Genomic DNA, 19,201 nt, shown 5'->3' with positions numbered 1-19,201 from the left:
TTAAGGCTAAAATAGCCCCAAAATAAAAAATCGGTAAAACAAAATGCTAACTAAAAATCAAATAGATGAAATTTCAAATTTTATCTATAAAATGCCCGATGCTTTTTATGAGTGTCAAAAGCACTTGGATGAGGGCGACATCACTGCTGCTATGGAACTTTTGAGGGGTAGTGAGACTTTTAAAGCGTACTTTGCTACGATAGTAAATTTAGGCGATTTTGGCGTTCAAAACCACACTAGAGATATCTATGCGATGGCTTATCCGCTAGGCATAGACAACCTAAAAATGATAATTTGCTCTTATTTTGTTTTTATCAAATCTCCAAAAAGATATAAAAATTTTGGTGTAAATTTACACTCGATGACGGAGTTTAATGCCAAATTCCTATCTGACTGGAGCAAACTTTTAAACTATCTTGGGCTAAAAAATCAAAAAAATTTGTTTCTAGCTGCCTACGCGCTAATTTTGCTTATATTTTGCGAGCTGATCTTTTTGAAGTATCCACACTCACTTAAACATATCGTTGGTTTTTCTGATATGAGCTTTGATAGGATCTTGCAGCGAAGGTTTGATATTTCGCTATTTGGAGTGCTTTTAAAGCTTGCAGGATGGGAGAGCGATAGGCTCACTAGAGAAGAGGTTTTGGTTTTAAAATACTTTAAAATTTTGCTCTCTTATGAGGCTAGCACTGCTAAATTTTTTGACTTTGGCATAGATAGGATCACTGATGTTAGCGTCCATGCTTCGGCTGATATGGTTATAAATTTAAAAAAGGCTCTTAGAAAATGAAAGTAACTTTTGAGGGCTCTTTGGCCATTGTTAGGCCATTTGGATTTTTGGAGGTTAATATCACCCCTTCAAGTATCAAAAAGGCCGATGTGGAGCAAATTTGCGCAAGGCAGATAAGTGCTATTTTGCTTTCATTAAAAAATGTCACCTTTTTTAGCCCGCTTTGGCTAAATAGCACGTGCGAGCATCTCTCAGACATAGCTAAGCAGATAGGCGCTGAGTTTGCAGTTTGCGACTATGACGATACTTTTTACGAGCTTGTGGCAAAGACTTCAAAAAATATTTTGAGATTTTCACTCTTTGAAAATGAAAGAGTTGCGACGCTGTTTTTAAACGATACGCTAGCAGATAGTAGCGAAGCTATCGTGATTTATAACAAAAATGAGCAGTATAAAGACTACATCAACTCGCTTTTGGAGCAAAAGTGCTACAAGTGTAAATTTGTAAAAAGCGTGGAAGAATTTAACGCCGCCAAGCAAGCTTACAAATATACCATCAGCACCCTAAATCACATCGTTTTAGGCAAAAAAGAGTTTAGCACCTTTGTAAGAGGCGACGTCGTTATTTACAAGACGGTAGGGCTCATAGATAGCTCTTTTGTGCAGAATTTTGACTATAAATTTCACGAAAGACTACAAAAGATAGGCTTTAAATTCTTTGTTTTTTGGTCTGATTCGGTCGGTGCTTTAAATACCATAGGTGCTAGTTTTTTGATAAAGCTATCTGAGCTGAGCCAAAAAAGTGGTGCTATAGTGGCGATTTGTGGCTTAAATGAGGGCAACATCTCAGAGACACTTGCCTCAAATTTAAAAGCGGCAAAGATACTTTTATATAAAAAGATGGATGATTTTTTCAAAGATGACTCGACGCTCTATTTTAAAAAGCGCCTTATCGATATAGAGCCCACAAAGATGAATAAAAGCTTAGTTGAGTTTTTGCCACTTGTGATCTCAAGCGTCACAGACGTGCTCTCGCCTTTGATAGAGAGTGAAATTTTATGCCTTGATGCAAAGATTAGCAACTTTAATGTAGAGGGCGAAAATGACTATTTGCGGGCTTGTGTGCTCTTTTATGGCGACGTACAGATGAGAATTTTGCTTGGCGTTAAAAAGGACAAGCTTAGCAAAATTTGCTCCATTTTTTCAGATAATGGCGATCTGGAGTGTGGCTGTTTAAGCGGATTTTCTCAAATTTTTAGTATCATTGCAAGCAAAATTTTAGATATTTTCATCGAGAGAAATTTAAAGGTAAAACTTAGCAACTTTAAATTTTTCGAAAATGAGATGTTTTTCGATAGAGCAAGCAGTGGAATTTTTGCCACATTAAATGCAAAAGAGAGCCAAACTGGCGTGATTTTTATAAGTAAATAAGGATTTAAAATGTACGTTGCACCTAGTATTTTGTCGGCTGATTTCGGAAATTTGGCAGCTGAGATAAGAGCCATTTGCGAGGCTGGGTGCGATCTGGTGCATGTTGATGTTATGGATGGGCATTTTGTGCCAAATTTAACCATCGGACCAGTCGTGGTAAGTGCCGTTGCAAAGGCCGCTACAAAGCCACTTGACATACATTTAATGGTTGAAAATAACTCATTTTTTGCTGATCTTTTTTTACCACTAAAACCAAAATTTCTAACCTTTCACATCGAAGAAGAGAAGCATCCGATGAGGCTCATCGATCACATCAGAAAAAACGGCGTTGGTCCTGGCATCGTGCTAAATCCACACACGCCAGTTAGTGCGATCGAGCATATCATCGATGAAGTCGATATGGTGCTATTAATGAGCGTAAATCCTGGCTTTGGTGGTCAGAAATTTATGCCAGTCGTGCTTGAGAAAACAAGGGCACTAAGAGAGCTAATAGAGCGCAAAAACGCCAAGTGCCTCATCGAAGTAGATGGCGGCGTAAACGGACTAAATGCGCCTGATCTTGAAGAGGCTGGGGCTGATGTTTTGGTGGCTGGCAGCTATATCTTCTCATCAAATTCTTACGAACAAGCCATTCGCGCCATAAAGCTTGAGTTTTGAAACCAAAAAAACAGCGTTTAGAAAATAGCATTGAAATTTTAGCTAGGGAAAATTTAGGCTATCACGAGTTTATCTTAAAATTTAGCGATATTGAGGAAATTTCATCGCTCATTGACGTGCGTGACCTTGATATGTGGCGAACTCTTGGGCTTGACATCACTAGAAATGAAAGCAACGAGATCGAGCTTGGCACGAGATTTAGAGATATAAGCGAGCAGGAATTTTGCGTCGTGGATATCGAAACGACTGGTGGCACGACAAATGGCCAGATCATCGAAATAGGCGCTATAAAAATGAAAAATGGCACTGAAATAGGGCGCTTTGAAAGCTTTGTGGCAGCTAGTGTGGTGCCTGAAAATATCACGGAGCTAACTGGCATAAGAGCAAGCGATCTAGTCGGTGCGCCAAATTTGCTAAACGTGCTGGAGCGGTTTAAAATTTTTCTTGGAACTAGCGTTTTTATCGCCCACAACGTAAATTTTGACTACGGATTTATCTCGCATAGTCTAAATGAGATCGGTCTTGGCATACTGCTAAACAGAAAGCTTTGCACCATCGATCTTAGCCGCCGCACCATCGCCTCGCAAAAATACGGCCTTGGCTCGCTAAAAGAACTCCTTGGCATAAATAACACCCACCACAGAGCCCTAAATGACGCTATAGCAGCAGCTGAAATCTTTAAAGTCTGCCTCAAGCGCCTACCTTTTAGCATCCAAACGACAGAAGATCTCATAAACTTTAGCAAAAATGCCCCAAGCGTAAAACTAAAACCAGAGCCAGTTTTAAAAGCTTTGGAGTAGGGCGTTTTAAATTTAAGCTGCTTGGCTTGAAATTTAGAAATTTGATTTAGGTGCGATTTTTTAAAGAAACTATCTATATTAGTGCAGTTTGCAATCATCGTGCTTTCAAAAACGCCGCGGTCTATCCGCATACACGCCGATCTTTACAAAATCCTTAAAACAACTTTGCCATTTTGATAAATTTCTCGTGAAAGCCAGTTTTGTATGCGTAAAATAGCCAATCCGTCGCTATCGATAACGCAGTTTGCTAGGCGGTTTTGCTTTTGTAGCTAAATTTAGAGCTTGTGCTAATGTGAAATTTTACTTTTGCTAAAATTACTAGCTAAATTTGGGGTTAAATTTAGCCTTTTAAGTGATGATAAACTTTTGGCTAAAATTCAAAGCGTTGCGCCAAATGTTAAGGAGCTTAGGCAGTTTAAAAAGCAGAGTAAAACGCCTATTTGCGTGGTGAAATCAAAAATTTCTGCGTGGATGCGACGAGCAAGAGTGAGCTGGAGTGCTACATGCGTGGTTGGCCTATGCAAACTGACTGCGAACGTGAAGTGGTGGCTGATCTTATTAGACGAGGCGTGGTAAAAGATGAGCCAGAGCTATTTCATAAATTTGAGATATTTGGGTAGGTTTTGATCGCTGTAATGTTATAAATTTAAAAATTAGGCAAGCATATAGCTTGCCTGAACTACGAAAGTTTTTTGATCGCTTCAACTATTAGGTTGCACTTTTTGACTACCGAGTTTATCTCTAGATACTCGTTTTTTGTGTGCATGTTGCCACCAGTTGGACCAAGGCCGTCTATCGTAGGGCAACCAGCCGATGCGCTGATATTGCCATCACTTAGTCCGCCAGCATCGACCCAAGCAACCTTTGTGCCAGTGGCCTTCGCAGCCTCGTCAAAGATCTTTTTGATATTTGGTAAATTTACCTCGTCTATCATCGGTCCTTCTTCGTTTATGAGTATGCGCTCACAGCTCACTTCTGGCACTATCGGATGAGATAAAATTTCATCCATCTTCTTATGCAAAAACTCCACCGAGCTAGCATGGCGATATCTCATCTCAAATGTCACACTGGCAAAGTCTGGCACGACGTTTTGGGCGTCGCCACCTTTTGTCATTATGCTATTAAATGTATGGCCTGCCTTAAAATCAGTGAGTTTTGAGAGCTCAACGATGAAATTTGCAGCCTCCACGACAGCTGAGCGTCCGCGCTCTGGGTGGTTGCCAGCGTGCGCGCTAACGCCACGGAAATTTAGCACATAAGAGATCACGCCTTTTCTAGTAGCCACCATCGAGCCATCTTCTCTTGCAGGCTCGACGACTAGGGCGTAGCGAGACTTCTTGGCTAGCTCTCTTATGGCGTCTTTGGCGAAATTTGAGCCAGTCTCCTCGTGAGAGTTTAAAAAGAGGCCGATCTTTAGTTTGCTAAGATCAAGCTCTTTGGTGACGTAAAGCGAGAGTAGGCTGCCGCCTTTATCGTCGATCGCGCCAAGTGCGTTTATGCGCTCATCTATCTTGCTAAATGGCACATCAGCCTTTGTGCCTACAGGAAAAACGGTGTCCATGTGCCCGATGAATAAAAAGTCGTAGCTTTTTGCCTCAAGGTCGTTTGAGATGAAAATACAAGGAGCGACCTTGTCGGTGCCAAGCTTTATGCTCCTACTTTTTAGGCCTAAAATTTCAGCCCTTTTTTTAAACCAAGCCGCAACTTCGTTTACGCCGTCGATGCTTGAAGTTGGGCTTTCGATATCGGTTAGCTCCTTTAGATCAGCCAAATATTTGTCTATTTCACTATCTTTCATCTTTTATCCTTATACGAGCAAGCTCATCACAAACATCGCTAAATAGGCATTTAGGATGCAAATCCCAAAGAGTACTAGATAGTGTCTGCCTGGTACTTCAAGCACGCCTAAAACTCGTCCCATGTACTGCACAGTTGAGCCAACTAGCGCCATGCCAGGAAGCAAGACAGCGATATCGTTTGCATTTAGCGTACCGTCTCCCACAAGCGCAACTAGCACGCCCGCTGAGCCACCCCAGCTCAAAAATGCAGCCATGAAAACGGCTATGGACTCACCTGGAAGACCAAGTGGGAGCATGATAAATCCTAGAAATTTGCCTATCACGCTAAGCGCGCCAGATACTTTTAGGATGTGGATGATGACAAAGGCCATAAGCACATTTGGGATAGTGTTTTTTACGGCGATGTCCCAGCCTTTTCTAGCGCCCTCTACAAATACGTCGGTTATTAGTTTATTTTCAGTCATCTCTTACTCCTCGTTCTCTTTGACAAATTTTTTGACATAAAGTCTCATCAAATTTGCTCCTAAAATTTTAAAGACAAAGACTATGCCAAGCACCATGGCTATGGTAGCAGGGGCTGTGTTGCCAGCTTTGTCGGTCACTAGTAAAACAGGTGCAAATGAAGATAAGAAATTTGTGATCATCGCACCAGCGCTAAACTGAAACGCTGCAAAGATGAGAAGCTCTTTGTGCGAGATGAGACCATCTTGACGTAAAAATTTAGCTGTTGAGCTACCTGCGTCGGTGCTTTGTGTGCTTGCTATCAAAGAGATAGAGCAGCATCCTGGTATGCCAATAAGTGGCTTTAAAACAGGCGTTAGTAGTCTTGAAGCTGCGTAAAGTGCATGGTATTTCTCAAAAATAGCGACAAAACCAAGTGCGAGCATAACGGCAGGGGCGAGGCTAAGGGCAAATAAAAAGCCACCTTTTGCGCTAGTGCCACTTCCTGTTTTAAACCATTCTGGAAATTGACCTGCTAGTTTGCTAAAGTCAAAGATACCACCATAGGTGTTTTGTAAAAAACCTCCAAAGAAAACGATCGCAATTGCAAGAGTGATCGTACCGATGACGAGTTTTTTAGTATCACTACTCTCTTTCATAAAGCCTCCTTTGATTTGGAATTTGTTTAAATATTATAACGCCTATGCTTATGTAATATTTAAAATATAAAATTTGATAATTAATTATGAAATTTTATGAGTAATTTATATATAAAAATTATTATGTGATAAAAGTTAGCACTACAAAGGCTTAAAATGTAAATTTAAAGTATATGAAATTTTAAAAATTTGGATTTAAGATTTAGGATTTATGGTAAAAATGGCTTTTAAACTTAAATTTAAAAGCCATTTATCTTTTAGCTCTCTTTTAAAAGCTTGCTTGCAAGCATATCTGCTTTTGCTTTGTCGGTGTCTTTTTTGACGGATTTGTAAATTTTAGAGATGTAGTTTTCTAAAACTTCGTGGCAAGAGATCGTTTTTTCGCCCTCGCGTCTAGCTACTTTTGTGTATTCGCCGTTATTTTGTAGCTCAAATGCTAGGTCATTATCGCTTAGCTGAAGCTCTAAAATTTCAAGCAGCCTCTCTTGCAGTCTTGGCTCAAAGATAGGCGTCATGAGCTCCAAGCGACGCTCTAAATTTCGTGGCATCCAGTCAGCACTTGAGATGTAAATTTTTGGATTAGCGTGTTTGAAATATAAAATTCTAGCGTGCTCTAAGTATTTACCGATGATCGAGCGAACTCTGATATTTTCGCTTTTGCCTTTTACGCCAGGCCTTAGTCCGCAGACACCTCGGACGATTAAGTCGATCTTCACGCCTGCGTTTGAGGCACGGCTAAGCTCGTTTATCACGTCTTCGTCTATTAGCGCGTTCATTTTGGCGATGATCCTGCCCTCGCTGCCTTTGCTAGCCTCCACTCTTATCTTTTCGATGATGCGCTCTTTTATCTGAAAGGGCGACATGCTAAGGGCGTTTAGACGGCGGTTTTTATTATATCCTGATAGGATGTGAAAAAATGAGGTCGTATCTTGGCTAAATTCCTCTTTGCTGGTAAATAGGCTTACGTCAGTGTAAATTTTTGCCGAGCTACCATTGTAGTTGCCAGTGCCAAAGTGCATGTAAAATTTGAGTTTATCGCCGATCTGGCGGATCACTTGGCTAACTTTTGCATGGACTTTAAAGCCTGTGATGCCATATATCACGTGCGCGCCAGCATCTTCAAGTGCCTTTGCCCAGTGAAGGTTATTTTCTTCATCAAACCTTGCTTTTAGCTCGACCATCACGGTTACTTGTTTGCCGTCGCTTGCAGCGTCTATTAGGCTTTGAATGATCGGCGAGTTTTTATCGACTCTGTAAAGCGTCATGCGTATAGAGATCACCTTTGGATCTTTGCTAGCCTCTCTTATAAAGCTAACGACTGGATCAAAGCTCTCAAATGGATGAACTAGCAGCACGTCCTCTTTGTCTATGGCATCAAAGATCGAGACACCGTTGCCAAATGGAGGCAGGGTTTTTGGGGCGTAGGGTGTGTTTGCTAGGTGGCTAAAGTTCTTGCTCCCAGCTATCTCCCAAAGAGAGCTAAGTGTGAGCGGGATGCTTGAAAAGTAGATATCTTTGTGAAAAATTTTCATATGAAAATTTAAAAACTCTAAGATATCAGCGTCAGCGTCTTTGTCTATCTGCATACGCACAAAAGCCCCTTTTCTACGAAGCTTTAGCCCTTGCTCAAGTATCATCATAAAATCATCTGCCTCTTCTTCTTCTATGACGATATCAGCGTTTCTTGTCACTCTAAAGGCAGCTGAGCTAATGAGCTTATATCCCGGGAAAATTTCTTCTGCGTGGCGGTGCACGATTGTTTCAATAGGCACGAAAACGTTGTTACTTGGCTGGGTAAATCTTGGCAAAACTCTTGAAATTCTTATCATGCCGTATTTTAAAATTTCAGGATGCTCGATGTCAGCAAGCTTAACGGCTAGCGAGAAGCTAAGGTTGTTTAGGTGCGGAAATGGATGAGTCGCATCAACAGCGATAGGCACGATTACTGGCAGGATGTTTGAGAAAAAGTATTCGTCGCATTTTTGCTTTAAGCTATTATCAAGCTCGTCGTAGTTTTTGATAAAAAGACCCTCTTTACTAAGCGCATCTACGGTGCTTTTGTAGTGAGCTTCGACCAAATTTTGCTCATCTTGAAGATATTTTCTGATCTCACGTAGTTGATCAAGCGGGCTCATGCCGTCGCTACTACTTGTCGTCACGCCAGCTGCAAAAAGCTGCTTTAGACCGGCCACTCTTATCATATAAAATTCATCAAGATTTGTCATATAAATGGCTATAAATTTTAACTTTTCAAGTAAAGGTATATCCTTTTCACACTGAGCGAGCACCCTTGAGTTAAAGCGTAGCCAGCTTAATTCGCGGTTGATAAAAAGAGTTTCGTTTTCGCTCATCATTTTCTCCTTATGATTTTTGATTATTTTATGATATGTGCGGTTATAAAGTTCTTATTTTGTTAAAAATTTAGTTACAATAGTGCAAATTTTAAACGTAAAGGTTTTTTATGTCGGATTACATTATATTGGTTGGCATTTTTGTTGTGGCGGTTGTTGTCTTTGCGCTTATCAAAAAGGTCTCTTTTTAGCCTTTAAATTTCTCCCACCACAAGTAGGCAAAGATGAGCCCAAAGCCCTTGACCTTGCTCTCGTCAAAGGCAAATTTCATCATATCTTCTCGTTTTATAAAAACTAGCTCGATATCTTCGCCGTCAATGCCGCCGCCTGCATTTACCTTCATGCTCTCATCGATCTTTGCGTAAAACATCGTTTGCATGTTGCCGCCAAAGCCAAAAGCGCCATACGTCATCGTGATGCGCTCCATCTCTTTTAGCTCATATCCGACCTCTTCGACCGCCTCTTCTCTAGCTGTTTGCTCTTCGCTTAGCCCCTTATCCATAAGCCCTGCACAAAGCTCATAGGTAAAGCCTTGCTCGTTTGTTTTGATGCCTTCTTTTTCTTGCGAGTACCAAACGGCTGGACGAAACTGCTTGACAAACAAAAATGCATCTTTTTGCTCGTGATACAAAAATATACTAACGCTATTCATCACCTTGACGCAGTCCCAGTCCCTTTGCAAGCCATTTTGTTTAAATTTCATCTTAAATGGCTTTAGGTATTTTGACTCACCAAGAGGTAAAATTTCTAAATTTGTTATAGTAGTATCCATTTTGCAAGTCCTAAAAAGCTAAAAAATCCTATCGCATCAGTAAATGTAGTAAGAATGACCGCCGAGCCAACGGCAGGATCGATGTTAAAGCGCCTTAGCGTCAAAGGTATGATCGTGCCAAAAAAGCCAGCAAAGAATAAATTTGTAACCATACTAAGGCCAATGACTACTCCAAGCATGCCTTTGTCAAACCAAACAGCGGCGATGACGCCCATGATAGTGCCAAAGATGAGGCCATTTACGAGTGAGATAGTCACCTCACGCTTTAAAACGCTCTTTGCATCTTTAAATTCTATCTCGCCAAGTGCCAAACGGCGAACCGTAACAGCAAGTGCTTGCGTACCAGTGTTGCCACCCATTGAAGCGACTATTGGCATAAGCACGGCAAGTGCGACGTAAGCTGCGATCGTCTCGTCAAAAAGTCCGATGATAGATGAGCTAAAGAGTGCTGTTAGTAAATTTATACCAAGCCAAACCGCACGGCCACGACCCGCTTTAAATAGTGTATCGTCCTCTTCTGACTCGTCATCAACGCCGGCTAGGTTATAAATTTGCTCTGTTGCGCTCTCTTGGATGTAGTCGTGGATATCATCATATGTGATACGACCAAGCAGTATTCCAGTGCTACTTGTAACTGCGATAACGTTTAGATCGTACTCTTGAAACATATCAGCGACATCTTGCATGAGATCCATATCGTTTGCCATGTGAGGCTTGTAGTGGTCGATCTGGGTTGATTCGATATTTTGTTTTAGCGTCTTTGTAAAGTCAAAGAGGATGAGATCTTCAAGTGGGATGGCGTATTGCAAGACGCTATTTTTATCGATGATGAAAAGCTGCGAGACATTTTCTAGTTTTCCTTCTTGCTTCTCTTGTCTTAGTCTTGCAACTGCGCTGCCAAGCTTCTCTTCAAGATGAGCTGAAAATAGCTCTGTTTGCATGTGCGCACCAGCTCTATCTTCATCGTAGCTTCTAAGTCTTAAAATTTCGTTTTGATTTTCTTTATCTAGCTCGTTAAAAAGCTCTCTAGCCTTGTCTTCGTCGATATCTTCGATGTATTGAAGTAGGTCTGTCGCATCGTCACTCTCTAGCTCTTCAAGCGCTTCTACGATCTTTTCAGCTGGGAGCGTGTCGATCACGTCTTTTAGCATGTGATCAGGAAGTTCTATCGCCACATCACCCAAAATTTCAGGATCTAGCTTTTCAAGGTACTGAGCAAAAAGCTCTTCATCGTGCTTTTTAAGTGTTTTAAGATGCTGGGCTAGCTCGTAAGGGGAGAGCTCGCCGTCTTCTAAATTTTCATCTAAGTGCTGATCTATCAGCTCTTTTGCTTCTTCTAGTTCTTGGCTCAAGTTTTACCTTTAAAAATCTATTACGTTAGGGAAAAATTCCACCTTGTGATACTCTTTGTCGTTGCTTAGAGCTTGTCTTATCAGCTCATCATTTCTATTTATGACTGCTTTAAATTTAGCCGACTCTTTTTTGTCTTCTATATTTTTTACGACCTTGATGGCGCTTTCTGGATTGATCGGCTTGCCGCCTAGATAGAGGCCAAAGTGTAGGTGAGGGCCAGTACTCATGCCGCTTGTACCAACATATGCTATTAGCGTGCCTTGTTTTACTCTAAGACCGCTTCTTATGCCCTTTGCAAAGCCATTTAGGTGGGCATAAAGTGTCTCGTAGCCGCCAGCGTGAGAGATGATGACGGTTCTGCCGTAGCCGCTCTTTTGTCCAACAAATTTTACCGTGCCATCGCCTGCAGCCTTGATCGGTGTGCCTTTTGGAGCACCGTAATCAACTCCAAGGTGCGCTCTATATCTTTGAAGGATCGGATGCCATCTTTTTAGAGTGAAATTTGATGTGATTCTTGCGTTTGCAAGAGGGCGAACGAGCAAAAATTTATCGTTTTTCTTGCCGTTTTTATCATAAAATTTATCTTCAAATTTATACATCACGTAGCGTTTGTTTTTAGTCTCTATCATCGCTGCGTAAATTTCAGGTGTGCCAAAAGAGTGTCCCATGCGTAGTTTTTGGTTATAAACGATAGCGATCGTATCACCTTTGTTTATCTTTTTAAAATCGATCCCGCTGCCGCTAAAAACCTCTTTAAAGCCAAGTGCTAGCGTGCCAGAGCCAGTGTAGTCAAAGATATCTTCAGAGACTGATTTATCGACTTTTAGGGCTAAAACTTTATCTTCGCTTTGGTATAAGATCGGGATAAACTCAAGCTGAAATTTACCCTTGTCATCTCTATAAATATGTATCTGAAGCTCGTCACTAACGGGGATGAGAGCTTGTTTAACCTCGCCGTTATCGTCTTTGTAAATTTGATATTTTGTGCCAGCGATGATCTCTTCTGTTAGCTCTTGATCTTCGCTTGCTAGGTTGTAATAAAGTGAAAGTGGGATTTTATTTGTTTCAAGAAAATTTAAAAAGCTGCTGCCATTTGGCCAACTAAGCTCATCAACAGTTGGTTTTATGGCATATAAATTTATACATAATATTGCAAAAATCACAAATATACGAGGCATCGATATCCTTTTAAAAAGCTGGAGGGGATTTTAACTAAAACTTGCTTTAATTTTGCAAAAGATAAAGCATTTTAGGCTATAATCGCTCTAAAAATTTAAACTTAGGAGATATTTTTGAAACGTATAATCGTGATTTTATCGCTGTTTTTTGGCTTTGCTTTTGGGGCTGATTTTTCTTTAAATGAGTATAGAACTCCTCTTATTAGCGTCGAGAGTGACGGCACAGCAACGATAGTTGATAGTCCTGAAATTTTGATCGGATCAAGCGGTATCGTGCTTCACAAATTTGACACTGATAGCTCTATCATCGCAAGAGTGAGCGTTGTCTCTAAAAATGCCGGCTTTGCGAAGGTTAGATTTGAGGTGTTTGACCTGCTTGAGCAAAAGGCTCTCCCACTCCCTGGCATCGCACCTGCAAGTGGCGATATAGTCGTGCTAAACTACCTTTATAACCGCTCACTAATTGTCGTGCCAAATAAAGAAATTTATGAAGAGGTTTTAGGCGCATTTCCTAATATGATATTTATCCATCCAGACCTTGTTGGAGCATACTTAAGCTACGAATACAAGCCAAATCCAAGCAGAGACGACTTTAGAAAGATGTGCGCTCAAAGTGCAGCTGGTCTTATCTTTGTCGCGATGGATGGCAGAAGCGTTTTTGCTGATTGCCAAAGCTTTAAAGTGCTAAAAGAGTTTAAAACTGGCGAAGTTGAGTATTATCAACTACCATTTTATACAAGAGTTAGCGACATAGACACTGTATTTTGGAAGCTAAATAGCGAGCACATCAACAACTACGACGCTCACTACGAAAAACTTTTTGAAGAAGATAACTGATCAATGAGCCGTTTGTCCTTAAGTAAGAGCGATTTAAAGAGTAGTTTAAATTTGCTAGCTGCTCTTAAGGACAAAGAGCTCTTTCACTACGCAGCAAGTCTTAGTTTTCATACGATTTTATCGATCATTCCGATACTTCTTATATCGTTTTCTATCTTTACAAAACTGCCTAGCTTTGAGGATTATTACGCCAAAATTCAAGACTTTGTCTTCTCAGCTCTTTTGCCAAGCAATCAAGAGATCATCTCAAACTACTTGCAAAATTTCCTCCAAAATAGCGGAAATTTAGGCATAGTTGGCTTTGTGGCGATGATATTTACTTCGGCTATGTTTTTTAGCGATTATGAATACGTAGTCTTAAAAGTGACAAGAGCTAGCAAGGCTAGGGGATTTTGGTCGGCACTTAGCTCGTACTGGACGCTCATCACGCTTGCGCCACTCGGACTTGCTGGTAGTTTTTACCTCTCAAGCCTTGTGCAAGAGATGCTAAACTCGACTAAATTTACAAGCTGGATAAATTTCTTAAGCATCGTGCCATATCTCATCATTTGGGTGATATTTTGCGTCACATATCTTATCTCAGTAAATGACGAGATAAAATTTAAAAGCGCGTTTTTTAGCTCGTTTGCCGCCTCACTCGTTTGGTATCTTGGCAAGTCAGCCTTTGTCTATTACGTCCTTTACAACAAGACCTATTTAAGCGTCTATGGCTCATTTTCAGCCGTACTTTTCTTCTTTGTGTGGATCTACATCTCGTGGATCATCTTTTTATATGGGCTTAAGTTTTGCGCCTATCTCTCAAATAGCTCTAAATTTAAAGGAAAAATTTGATAGTTTGTGCTAGCTGGTGAAATTTTAAATTTACCAGCTAGCATATGTATTATTTTATGTAAAATTTTATGTAGTATCAGCGTTTAAATTCGCAAATTTCTATCTTTATACCAAGCTCTTTGCTAAATTCTTTAGCCTTTTTCTCAAGCTCGTCTTTATCAAAGCAGATGAGATCAACATAAGAGTGCTTAGTGCCAGTCGCTGCGCCCATGCCTTCGCAAAAAGTACTACCTTCTAGCTCATCTTCTATCTTGTTTTTGCTATCAACACCAAACTGCACGTCGCCACCGTGATCTAGCGCTAAAAAGCAGAAATTTATGCCAAGCTCGAAAGCTTCATTGTAAGCATCGCTTGCTCCGTCGTAGTACTCATTTAGTAGCGTAGTTAGGCTCGTATATCCCATAAATACATCATCTCTTAGTGCATCTGAGCGAGGCTCTAGCTCATAAAAGCTAAACTGCTTAAGCGGTTCGCTTGATGCCTCTTTGCCAAATTTATCATCTATAAGATCGGCAAAGTCGGTAAGTGCGACGCCTTTTTCTCTTGGCTCATCTACGATCTCGAAGTCTCCAAGCGTGTTTATCATCGCTGTCTCGCCAACAACGTTGTCGCAAAGTATGAAAGCTAGCGTGTAGGCCTTGTTTTCATCTTCGCTTTTTAGCTTGCTTAAAGTTTCGTTATATAGGCACATATCCACGCTTTTTTCTTCAAAATTTGCATAGACCATGACCTCGTTTGCATCAACACTCACGCCATACATCTGTATAGTTGCTACTTCGCGTGGTGCACGTGGTTTGCCAAGCGTGCAAGTAAGTTTTGCTTCATACTCTTTTGGCATGCGTGATTTGATAAATTTAAGCCAAAAAAGCCTATATTTCATCCCTTCTGGGGTGAGCACTAGATCGATCTTGTCATTAACAAGACCTATCATAAAGGTTGGATCTACTAAACATAAATTTAGCGCCTCTTCAGTCATTTTACTTGCAGATTCGTAATTTTTATCCTCTAAATTACGCTTGATGACGTCTAAATTTTTACCAAATTCGCTCCAAAATTTATCAACTCTGCTAGCAAAGCTAGAACTCTTTTTAGAAAACCACATCTTTATCCTTTTTATTAAAATTTTCGACATTTCTTTGCGTATAAATTTTCATCGATGGAAACTCTAACGCACTTAGTTTATCAAAACCAACTTCGTTAAAAACACAGCCTGTGTCGATATCTGCGCTATTTTTATAAAATTTTACCTCTCTTACTGGCGTGTGCCCATAGACATTAAATATGCCACTAACTTGTAGCTCATCGCCTCTACCTGAGAGCAGGTGCCTTCTAAACTCTTCGCTAGCATATTTATCGTTTCTTAGCTCCCACATATTGCCAACGGCTGAGTGAGAGACTACCAGATGCTCGCCATTTTGGGTTTTATAATCTTTAAATTCCAGATAAACTGGCCTGCTTTCTAAAAAATCCACATGCCTTTGCTTAAACTCTGTGCTTTGTCCAAGATATGATCTATATGTCGCCTCGCCACCATTTCCAAAGAACCAGCTCCTGTCAAATGGCACTTTATTGTTTAAAAACTCAAATTTATTGTTTAGCAGCCTTCGCTCGTGATTTCCCATTACTATTTTATAGTCATTTTGCATGATAAGTTCGACCACGTCGCAGCTAAAAAGCCCACGATCTATCACGTCGCCAACAAAGCAAATTTGAGATTTTTCTTTGTTTGGAAACTGCTTGATAAGCTCTAAAAGTGTGTTAAAACAGCCGTGAACGTCGCCGATAATGTAAATTTGCTCGCTCAAATTTTCTCCTTTGGCGCAAATTTTAGTCTATTAAGCTTAAAAATAAAGATTGTTAATTGCTGATAAAATTAGAATGAAATTTTATTTATGAAATTTAAAGCAGTAGAGGGGGCAAAACCCCCTAAAATCATTGTGCGTAAAAGCCGCTTACTTTGCCAGTAAGGTCTATCATGATGTTTTTCATCTGAGTGTAGTGCTCAAGTATGATCTTATGCGTCTCACGGCCGATACCTGAGTTTTTATATCCGCCAAATGGGCTTCCTGCTGGGATTTGGTTGTAAGTGTTGATCCAAACTCTGCCAGTCTCCATAGACCTTGCAACTCGAAGTGCTTTTGTGATGTCTTGTGTGAAAATTCCGCCACCAAGGCCGTATTCGCTGTCATTTACCATTTTGATAAGCTCGGCTTCATCTTTAAATTTGATGACGACGCCAACTGGTCCAAAAATTTCTTCCTGAGCCACTCTCATATCGTTTGTCACATCAACTAGCAGCGTTGGCTCGACAAATGCGCCCTTGTCGCAACCATTTGCGGTGTAGGCTTTGCCGCCGACTGCTACTTTTGCACCTTCTTTTTTGCCGATCTCTACGTACTCTAAGATCTGCTCGGCTTGTTTTTTATTGATCTGAGAGCCCATTTGAGTCTTAGGATCAAGCGGATCGCCAACTTTTATGGTGCTAAATTTCTTAACAGCAGCCTCGATAAATTTATCATAAAAGCTCTCTTCTACGAAAATTCTAGACCCTGCGCAGCAAACTTGACCTTGGTTAAATAAAATTCCAAGCTGAAGACCGTCAAGCGCCTTGTCTAAATTTGCGTCGCTAAAGAAGATATTTGCGCTCTTGCCGCCAAGCTCAAGTGTGGCTGGGATGATACGACGTGCAGCAGCTATGGCGATATCACGGCCGATCTCGGTTGAGCCAGTAAATGCTAGCTTGTCAAGGCCTGGGTGGTTTTTGATCCACTCGCCGCTCTTGCTGCCTCTGCCTGTTACTATGTTTATCAAACCTTTTGGCAAAATTTTATCTATCAGCCTAAATAGCTCAAGCACGCTTAGGCTTGTCTCGCTTGAAGGTTTAAACACGCTCGCATCGCCTGCTGCGATCACCGGAGCTAGCTTCCAAGCTGCCATTAAAAATGGAAAATTCCAAGGCACGATCTGACCCACAACGCCTATTGGCTCGCGTAAAACGATAGAGAGTTGCTTCTCGTCAAGCACGTTTGCGCTGCCTTCTTCGCCCATGATAACGCCAGCAAAGTACCTAAAATGCTCGGCTGCAAAAGGGATATCGACATTTAGCGTCTCTCTAATCGGCTTGCCGTTGTCCATACTCTCGACTTTTGCAAGGTGCTCTTTGTGCTCGTCGATGATATCAGCGATCTTGTTTAGTAGCTTTGCACGCTCGCTAATTGTGGTGTGTTTAAATTTCTTAAAAGCCTCACGTGCAGCACGAACTGCGTCATTTACATCTTCTTCGGTAGCGTCAGCGATCTTTGCAAGGTGCTCGCCGTTTGCTGGATTTTTGGCATCAAGTGTAGCGCCGTCTTTTGCGTCACGCCACTCACCATTTATGAAAAGCCCGTATTTTTCAAGTAGTTTCATACTTTTCTCCTTGATTAAGATTTTGTAAAAGGATTATAATATTAATAAAATTTATCAAAAATAAATTTTGGATATAAATTCTATTTTTTAATAAATTTTATTGTTTAGAATAGGGCGGTGTTTTAAATTTAACTCTGCCAAGATAGTGAAAATGTAGTCTCGCCATCAAGCTCACTTTGGCATTTTACGGCGATGCCATTTTTCTTGCAGCACTCTTTTACTAAATTTAGCCCTATGCCAAAGCCGCCTTGATCGTCGTTAAATCTCGTGTAGCGATCAAAAATTTTCATCTGCTGCTCTTTACTGATGCCACGTCCAGTGTTGCTTATGCTAAAGAAATTTGGCTCTAAAATGATGCTAACCTTTGAATTTGGCGCTGCATATTTTGAGGCGTTGCTTAAGAGGTTGTCTAAAATTTTACTCACATCTTCAAGGTCTGCGTTTATAAAACTAGGCTTTAGGCTAGCGTCTATCTTAAGTCCGCGTTTGGCAAAAAATGGTGAAAAATAGTTTAACCTTTGCGTGGTTAGCAAATTTAGATCTATTAGCTCTTTTTTGCTTGGCCTATCAAGGTTAAAACTTAAATGAACGAGCGCGTCATAGATGCTGCCTAGGCTCTTTGCGGCAAGGCTGATGTTGTTAAAACGCTTTAAATTTCGCTCATTTAGGTTTTCAAGATCGGCCGTTTCTATGCTCATAGAAATGACGCTTAGAGGCGTGTTTATCTCGTGCGTTGAGTCTTTTATGAAGTGATTTAGCGTATCTATCTTTTCATAAAGTGGCTTTAGGCTTAGTTTTGCGAGGTAAAAGGCGATGAAGAGCAGGGCGAAAAGGAAAAAGAGCGCCTTTAGTGTGGTTGAAATTTGCAAAGATAAAATTTCAACCTTGATATCTTTGCCAACTAGAAAAATATCAGCGTGCGATAGCTCGTCTGTGGCGTTGTCATCCATGTATTGGATCTTTTCAAATATCGAGACCTTGCCGCCGATCAAATTTACATTTTTACTTTTGTCTATCTTTTGGCAGTCAAAGTCTTTGTAAATTTTCTCATCATTTTTTAGCACGATGCAAGCATGCACGCCTTTTTCTTTTGTTAGACTTGAGATTGAGTCAAGTCCATTCATTCTAGCTTTCATGTAAATGCCCATCTTTATCTCTTTTAGCATTTTGACCTCATTTAAGATGAGCGCATTTTTTTTATTTTTGTAGTCGTTTATGAAAAAATAGCCCAGAAAGAGCACGGAGCTAACAAGATAGAGGGATAAAATTTTAAATAAAATTTGCGTCTTTTCAGACATAGATGTAGCCGTCTCCACGCTTGTTTAAAATGGCATCTTTGCCTAAAATTTGGCGTAAATTTTTGATATATACACGAAGGCTAAGCTCGCTTGGCTCCTCGTCAAATTTCCAAATTTTATTAAAAATTTCATCTTTGGTTAAAATTTTGCCCTTGTTTTGCAAAAATAGGGCGAGCAGGTCGCTCTCTTTGCTCGAGATATTTACATTTTCGCCGTTTTTACTTAGAGTTTTGCTCTGTGGGTGAAAGCAAAGATCATCTAAAATTTTGATATCTTCGCCGTTTTGGTGTGAGAAATTTCTTTTTATGAGAGCTTGCATGCGGATAAGTAGCTCTTTTAGCTCAAATGGCTTTTTTAGATAGTCATCGCAGCCGCTTTTGTAGCCTTTTTCAAGGTCGTCTATGGTGTTTAGCGAGGTGGTAAATATGCTAGGTGTTGTGACGCCAAGCTCACGTAGCGATGAAAGTAGGGAGAAGCCGTCGCCTTGCGGGAGTTTGACGTCTAGTATAAGTAGGTCAAAATTTCGCTCGTATGCAAGATCTAGTGCGTCTTTGGCATTGTTTGTAGTGGTGACATCGTAACCATTTTCGCCCAGATACTCGCTTATTAGATCAAGTAATGTTTCATCATCTTCAACAAGCAAAATTCTGACCATCA

18 protein-coding genes and 1 pseudogene are annotated in these 19,201 nt (G+C 40.6%); 7 read left to right on the top strand and 12 right to left on the bottom strand.

Annotated elements, in window-relative coordinates:
- Positions 1 to 43: 43 nt before the first annotated feature.
- The 5 genes and pseudogenes from MTT29_RS02175 to MTT29_RS02155 form a co-directional block, all read left to right on the top strand.
- Positions 44 to 790, top strand: coding sequence for a hypothetical protein (locus tag MTT29_RS02175; RefSeq protein WP_429799631.1), 747 nt, complete (start codon positions 44 to 46; stop codon positions 788 to 790).
- Positions 787 to 2,160 carry a hypothetical protein gene (locus MTT29_RS02170; RefSeq protein ID WP_429799630.1) on the top strand — a complete coding sequence of 458 codons (1,374 nt, stop codon included), beginning with the start codon at positions 787 to 789 and terminating at the stop codon, positions 2,158 to 2,160. The genes MTT29_RS02175 and MTT29_RS02170 overlap by 4 nt, the downstream gene beginning before the upstream one ends.
- Before the next feature lie 9 nt (positions 2,161 to 2,169).
- A complete protein-coding gene (gene rpe / locus MTT29_RS02165) occupies positions 2,170 to 2,817 on the top strand; it encodes a ribulose-phosphate 3-epimerase (protein ID WP_103567484.1) in 648 nt (215 codons plus the stop codon).
- Positions 2,814 to 3,617, top strand: a complete 804-nt coding sequence (locus MTT29_RS02160) for a 3'-5' exonuclease (protein WP_107832441.1) — start codon at positions 2,814 to 2,816, stop codon at positions 3,615 to 3,617. The genes rpe and MTT29_RS02160 overlap by 4 nt, the downstream gene beginning before the upstream one ends.
- Before the next feature lie 342 nt (positions 3,618 to 3,959).
- Positions 3,960 to 4,237: pseudogene (locus MTT29_RS02155) on the top strand (menaquinone biosynthesis decarboxylase); the annotation flags it as partial.
- Positions 4,238 to 4,296: 59 nt separating this feature from the next.
- Here the strand turns inward: MTT29_RS02155 and MTT29_RS02150 are convergent.
- From MTT29_RS02150 to MTT29_RS02120, 7 genes are all read right to left on the bottom strand, one after another.
- Positions 4,297 to 5,415 (bottom strand): M20/M25/M40 family metallo-hydrolase, encoded by a 1,119-nt coding sequence (locus MTT29_RS02150; protein ID WP_429799629.1) that lies wholly within the window; start codon positions 5,413 to 5,415, stop codon positions 4,297 to 4,299.
- A gap of 9 nt (positions 5,416 to 5,424) precedes the next feature.
- A complete protein-coding gene (locus MTT29_RS02145; protein ID WP_002942766.1) occupies positions 5,425 to 5,880 on the bottom strand; it encodes a YjiG family protein in 456 nt (151 codons plus the stop codon).
- A 3-nt stretch (positions 5,881 to 5,883) separates the two neighbouring features.
- Positions 5,884 to 6,516, bottom strand: a complete 633-nt coding sequence (locus MTT29_RS02140) for a nucleoside recognition domain-containing protein (RefSeq protein WP_429799628.1) — start codon at positions 6,514 to 6,516, stop codon at positions 5,884 to 5,886.
- Positions 6,517 to 6,773: 257 nt separating this feature from the next.
- Positions 6,774 to 8,891: an RNA degradosome polyphosphate kinase gene (locus MTT29_RS02135; RefSeq protein ID WP_429800443.1), complete on the bottom strand. Its 2,118-nt coding sequence runs from the start codon at positions 8,889 to 8,891 to the stop codon at positions 6,774 to 6,776.
- Between the two features lie 163 nt (positions 8,892 to 9,054).
- Positions 9,055 to 9,639, bottom strand: a complete 585-nt coding sequence (locus MTT29_RS02130; RefSeq protein WP_103578625.1) for an NUDIX domain-containing protein — start codon at positions 9,637 to 9,639, stop codon at positions 9,055 to 9,057.
- Complete coding sequence (mgtE, locus tag MTT29_RS02125) at positions 9,624 to 10,991, bottom strand: magnesium transporter (RefSeq protein WP_429799627.1); 1,368 nt, start codon at positions 10,989 to 10,991, stop codon at positions 9,624 to 9,626. The genes MTT29_RS02130 and mgtE overlap by 16 nt, the downstream gene beginning before the upstream one ends.
- A 9-nt stretch (positions 10,992 to 11,000) precedes the next feature.
- Positions 11,001 to 12,170 carry a peptidoglycan DD-metalloendopeptidase family protein gene (locus tag MTT29_RS02120; protein WP_429799626.1) on the bottom strand — a complete coding sequence of 390 codons (1,170 nt, stop codon included), beginning with the start codon at positions 12,168 to 12,170 and terminating at the stop codon, positions 11,001 to 11,003.
- 114 nt (positions 12,171 to 12,284) lie between these two features.
- Between MTT29_RS02120 and MTT29_RS02115 the strand changes: the two genes are divergently transcribed.
- Both MTT29_RS02115 and MTT29_RS02110 read left to right on the top strand, forming a co-directional pair.
- The gene (locus MTT29_RS02115; RefSeq protein ID WP_429799625.1) at positions 12,285 to 13,007 is read left to right on the top strand and encodes a plasminogen-binding N-terminal domain-containing protein; all 723 of its coding nucleotides are present in this window, start codon (positions 12,285 to 12,287) and stop codon (positions 13,005 to 13,007) included.
- Between the two features lie 3 nt (positions 13,008 to 13,010).
- Positions 13,011 to 13,838 carry a YihY family inner membrane protein gene (locus tag MTT29_RS02110; protein ID WP_429799624.1) on the top strand — a complete coding sequence of 276 codons (828 nt, stop codon included), beginning with the start codon at positions 13,011 to 13,013 and terminating at the stop codon, positions 13,836 to 13,838.
- Positions 13,839 to 13,914: 76 nt separating this feature from the next.
- On the opposite strand, the gene MTT29_RS02105 is transcribed toward MTT29_RS02110, so the two are convergent.
- The 5 genes from MTT29_RS02105 to MTT29_RS02085 form a co-directional block, all read right to left on the bottom strand.
- Positions 13,915 to 14,940, bottom strand: a complete 1,026-nt coding sequence (locus tag MTT29_RS02105; protein WP_429799623.1) for a hypothetical protein — start codon at positions 14,938 to 14,940, stop codon at positions 13,915 to 13,917.
- Positions 14,927 to 15,643 (bottom strand): metallophosphoesterase, encoded by a 717-nt coding sequence (locus MTT29_RS02100; protein ID WP_429799622.1) that lies wholly within the window; start codon positions 15,641 to 15,643, stop codon positions 14,927 to 14,929. The genes MTT29_RS02105 and MTT29_RS02100 overlap by 14 nt, the downstream gene beginning before the upstream one ends.
- 127 nt (positions 15,644 to 15,770) lie before the next feature.
- Positions 15,771 to 17,246, bottom strand: a complete 1,476-nt coding sequence (locus MTT29_RS02095; RefSeq protein ID WP_429799621.1) for an aldehyde dehydrogenase family protein — start codon at positions 17,244 to 17,246, stop codon at positions 15,771 to 15,773.
- A gap of 128 nt (positions 17,247 to 17,374) precedes the next feature.
- Entirely contained in the window at positions 17,375 to 18,544 is a 1,170-nt protein-coding gene (locus MTT29_RS02090) for a sensor histidine kinase (protein WP_429799620.1), read from the bottom strand.
- Complete coding sequence (locus MTT29_RS02085; RefSeq protein WP_002940533.1) at positions 18,537 to 19,199, bottom strand: response regulator transcription factor; 663 nt, start codon at positions 19,197 to 19,199, stop codon at positions 18,537 to 18,539. The genes MTT29_RS02090 and MTT29_RS02085 overlap by 8 nt, the downstream gene beginning before the upstream one ends.
- Between the last annotated feature and the right edge of the window lie 2 nt (positions 19,200 to 19,201).

The sequence above is a fragment of the Campylobacter concisus genome, assembly GCF_050447485.1.
Lineage (GTDB): Bacteria > Campylobacterota > Campylobacteria > Campylobacterales > Campylobacteraceae > Campylobacter_A > Campylobacter_A concisus_BQ.
Note: the sequence above shows the minus strand (reverse complement) of the source record. Positions and strands in the feature narration are given on the sequence as shown.

Coding starts and splice junctions, on each gene's coding strand:
- MTT29_RS02175 (WP_429799631.1), top strand. CDS start 44: ATGCTAACTAAAAATCAAATAGATGAAATTTCAAATTTTATCTATAAA.
- MTT29_RS02170 (WP_429799630.1), top strand. CDS start 787: ATGAAAGTAACTTTTGAGGGCTCTTTGGCCATTGTTAGGCCATTTGGA.
- rpe (WP_103567484.1), top strand. CDS start 2,170: ATGTACGTTGCACCTAGTATTTTGTCGGCTGATTTCGGAAATTTGGCA.
- MTT29_RS02150 (WP_429799629.1), bottom strand. CDS start 5,415: ATGAAAGATAGTGAAATAGACAAATATTTGGCTGATCTAAAGGAGCTA.
- MTT29_RS02145 (WP_002942766.1), bottom strand. CDS start 5,880: ATGACTGAAAATAAACTAATAACCGACGTATTTGTAGAGGGCGCTAGA.
- MTT29_RS02140 (WP_429799628.1), bottom strand. CDS start 6,516: ATGAAAGAGAGTAGTGATACTAAAAAACTCGTCATCGGTACGATCACT.
- MTT29_RS02130 (WP_103578625.1), bottom strand. CDS start 9,639: ATGGATACTACTATAACAAATTTAGAAATTTTACCTCTTGGTGAGTCA.
- MTT29_RS02120 (WP_429799626.1), bottom strand. CDS start 12,170: ATGCCTCGTATATTTGTGATTTTTGCAATATTATGTATAAATTTATAT.
- MTT29_RS02110 (WP_429799624.1), top strand. CDS start 13,011: ATGAGCCGTTTGTCCTTAAGTAAGAGCGATTTAAAGAGTAGTTTAAAT.
- MTT29_RS02105 (WP_429799623.1), bottom strand. CDS start 14,940: ATGTGGTTTTCTAAAAAGAGTTCTAGCTTTGCTAGCAGAGTTGATAAA.
- MTT29_RS02095 (WP_429799621.1), bottom strand. CDS start 17,246: ATGAAACTACTTGAAAAATACGGGCTTTTCATAAATGGTGAGTGGCGT.
- MTT29_RS02090 (WP_429799620.1), bottom strand. CDS start 18,544: ATGTCTGAAAAGACGCAAATTTTATTTAAAATTTTATCCCTCTATCTT.
- MTT29_RS02085 (WP_002940533.1), bottom strand. CDS start 19,199: ATGGTCAGAATTTTGCTTGTTGAAGATGATGAAACATTACTTGATCTA.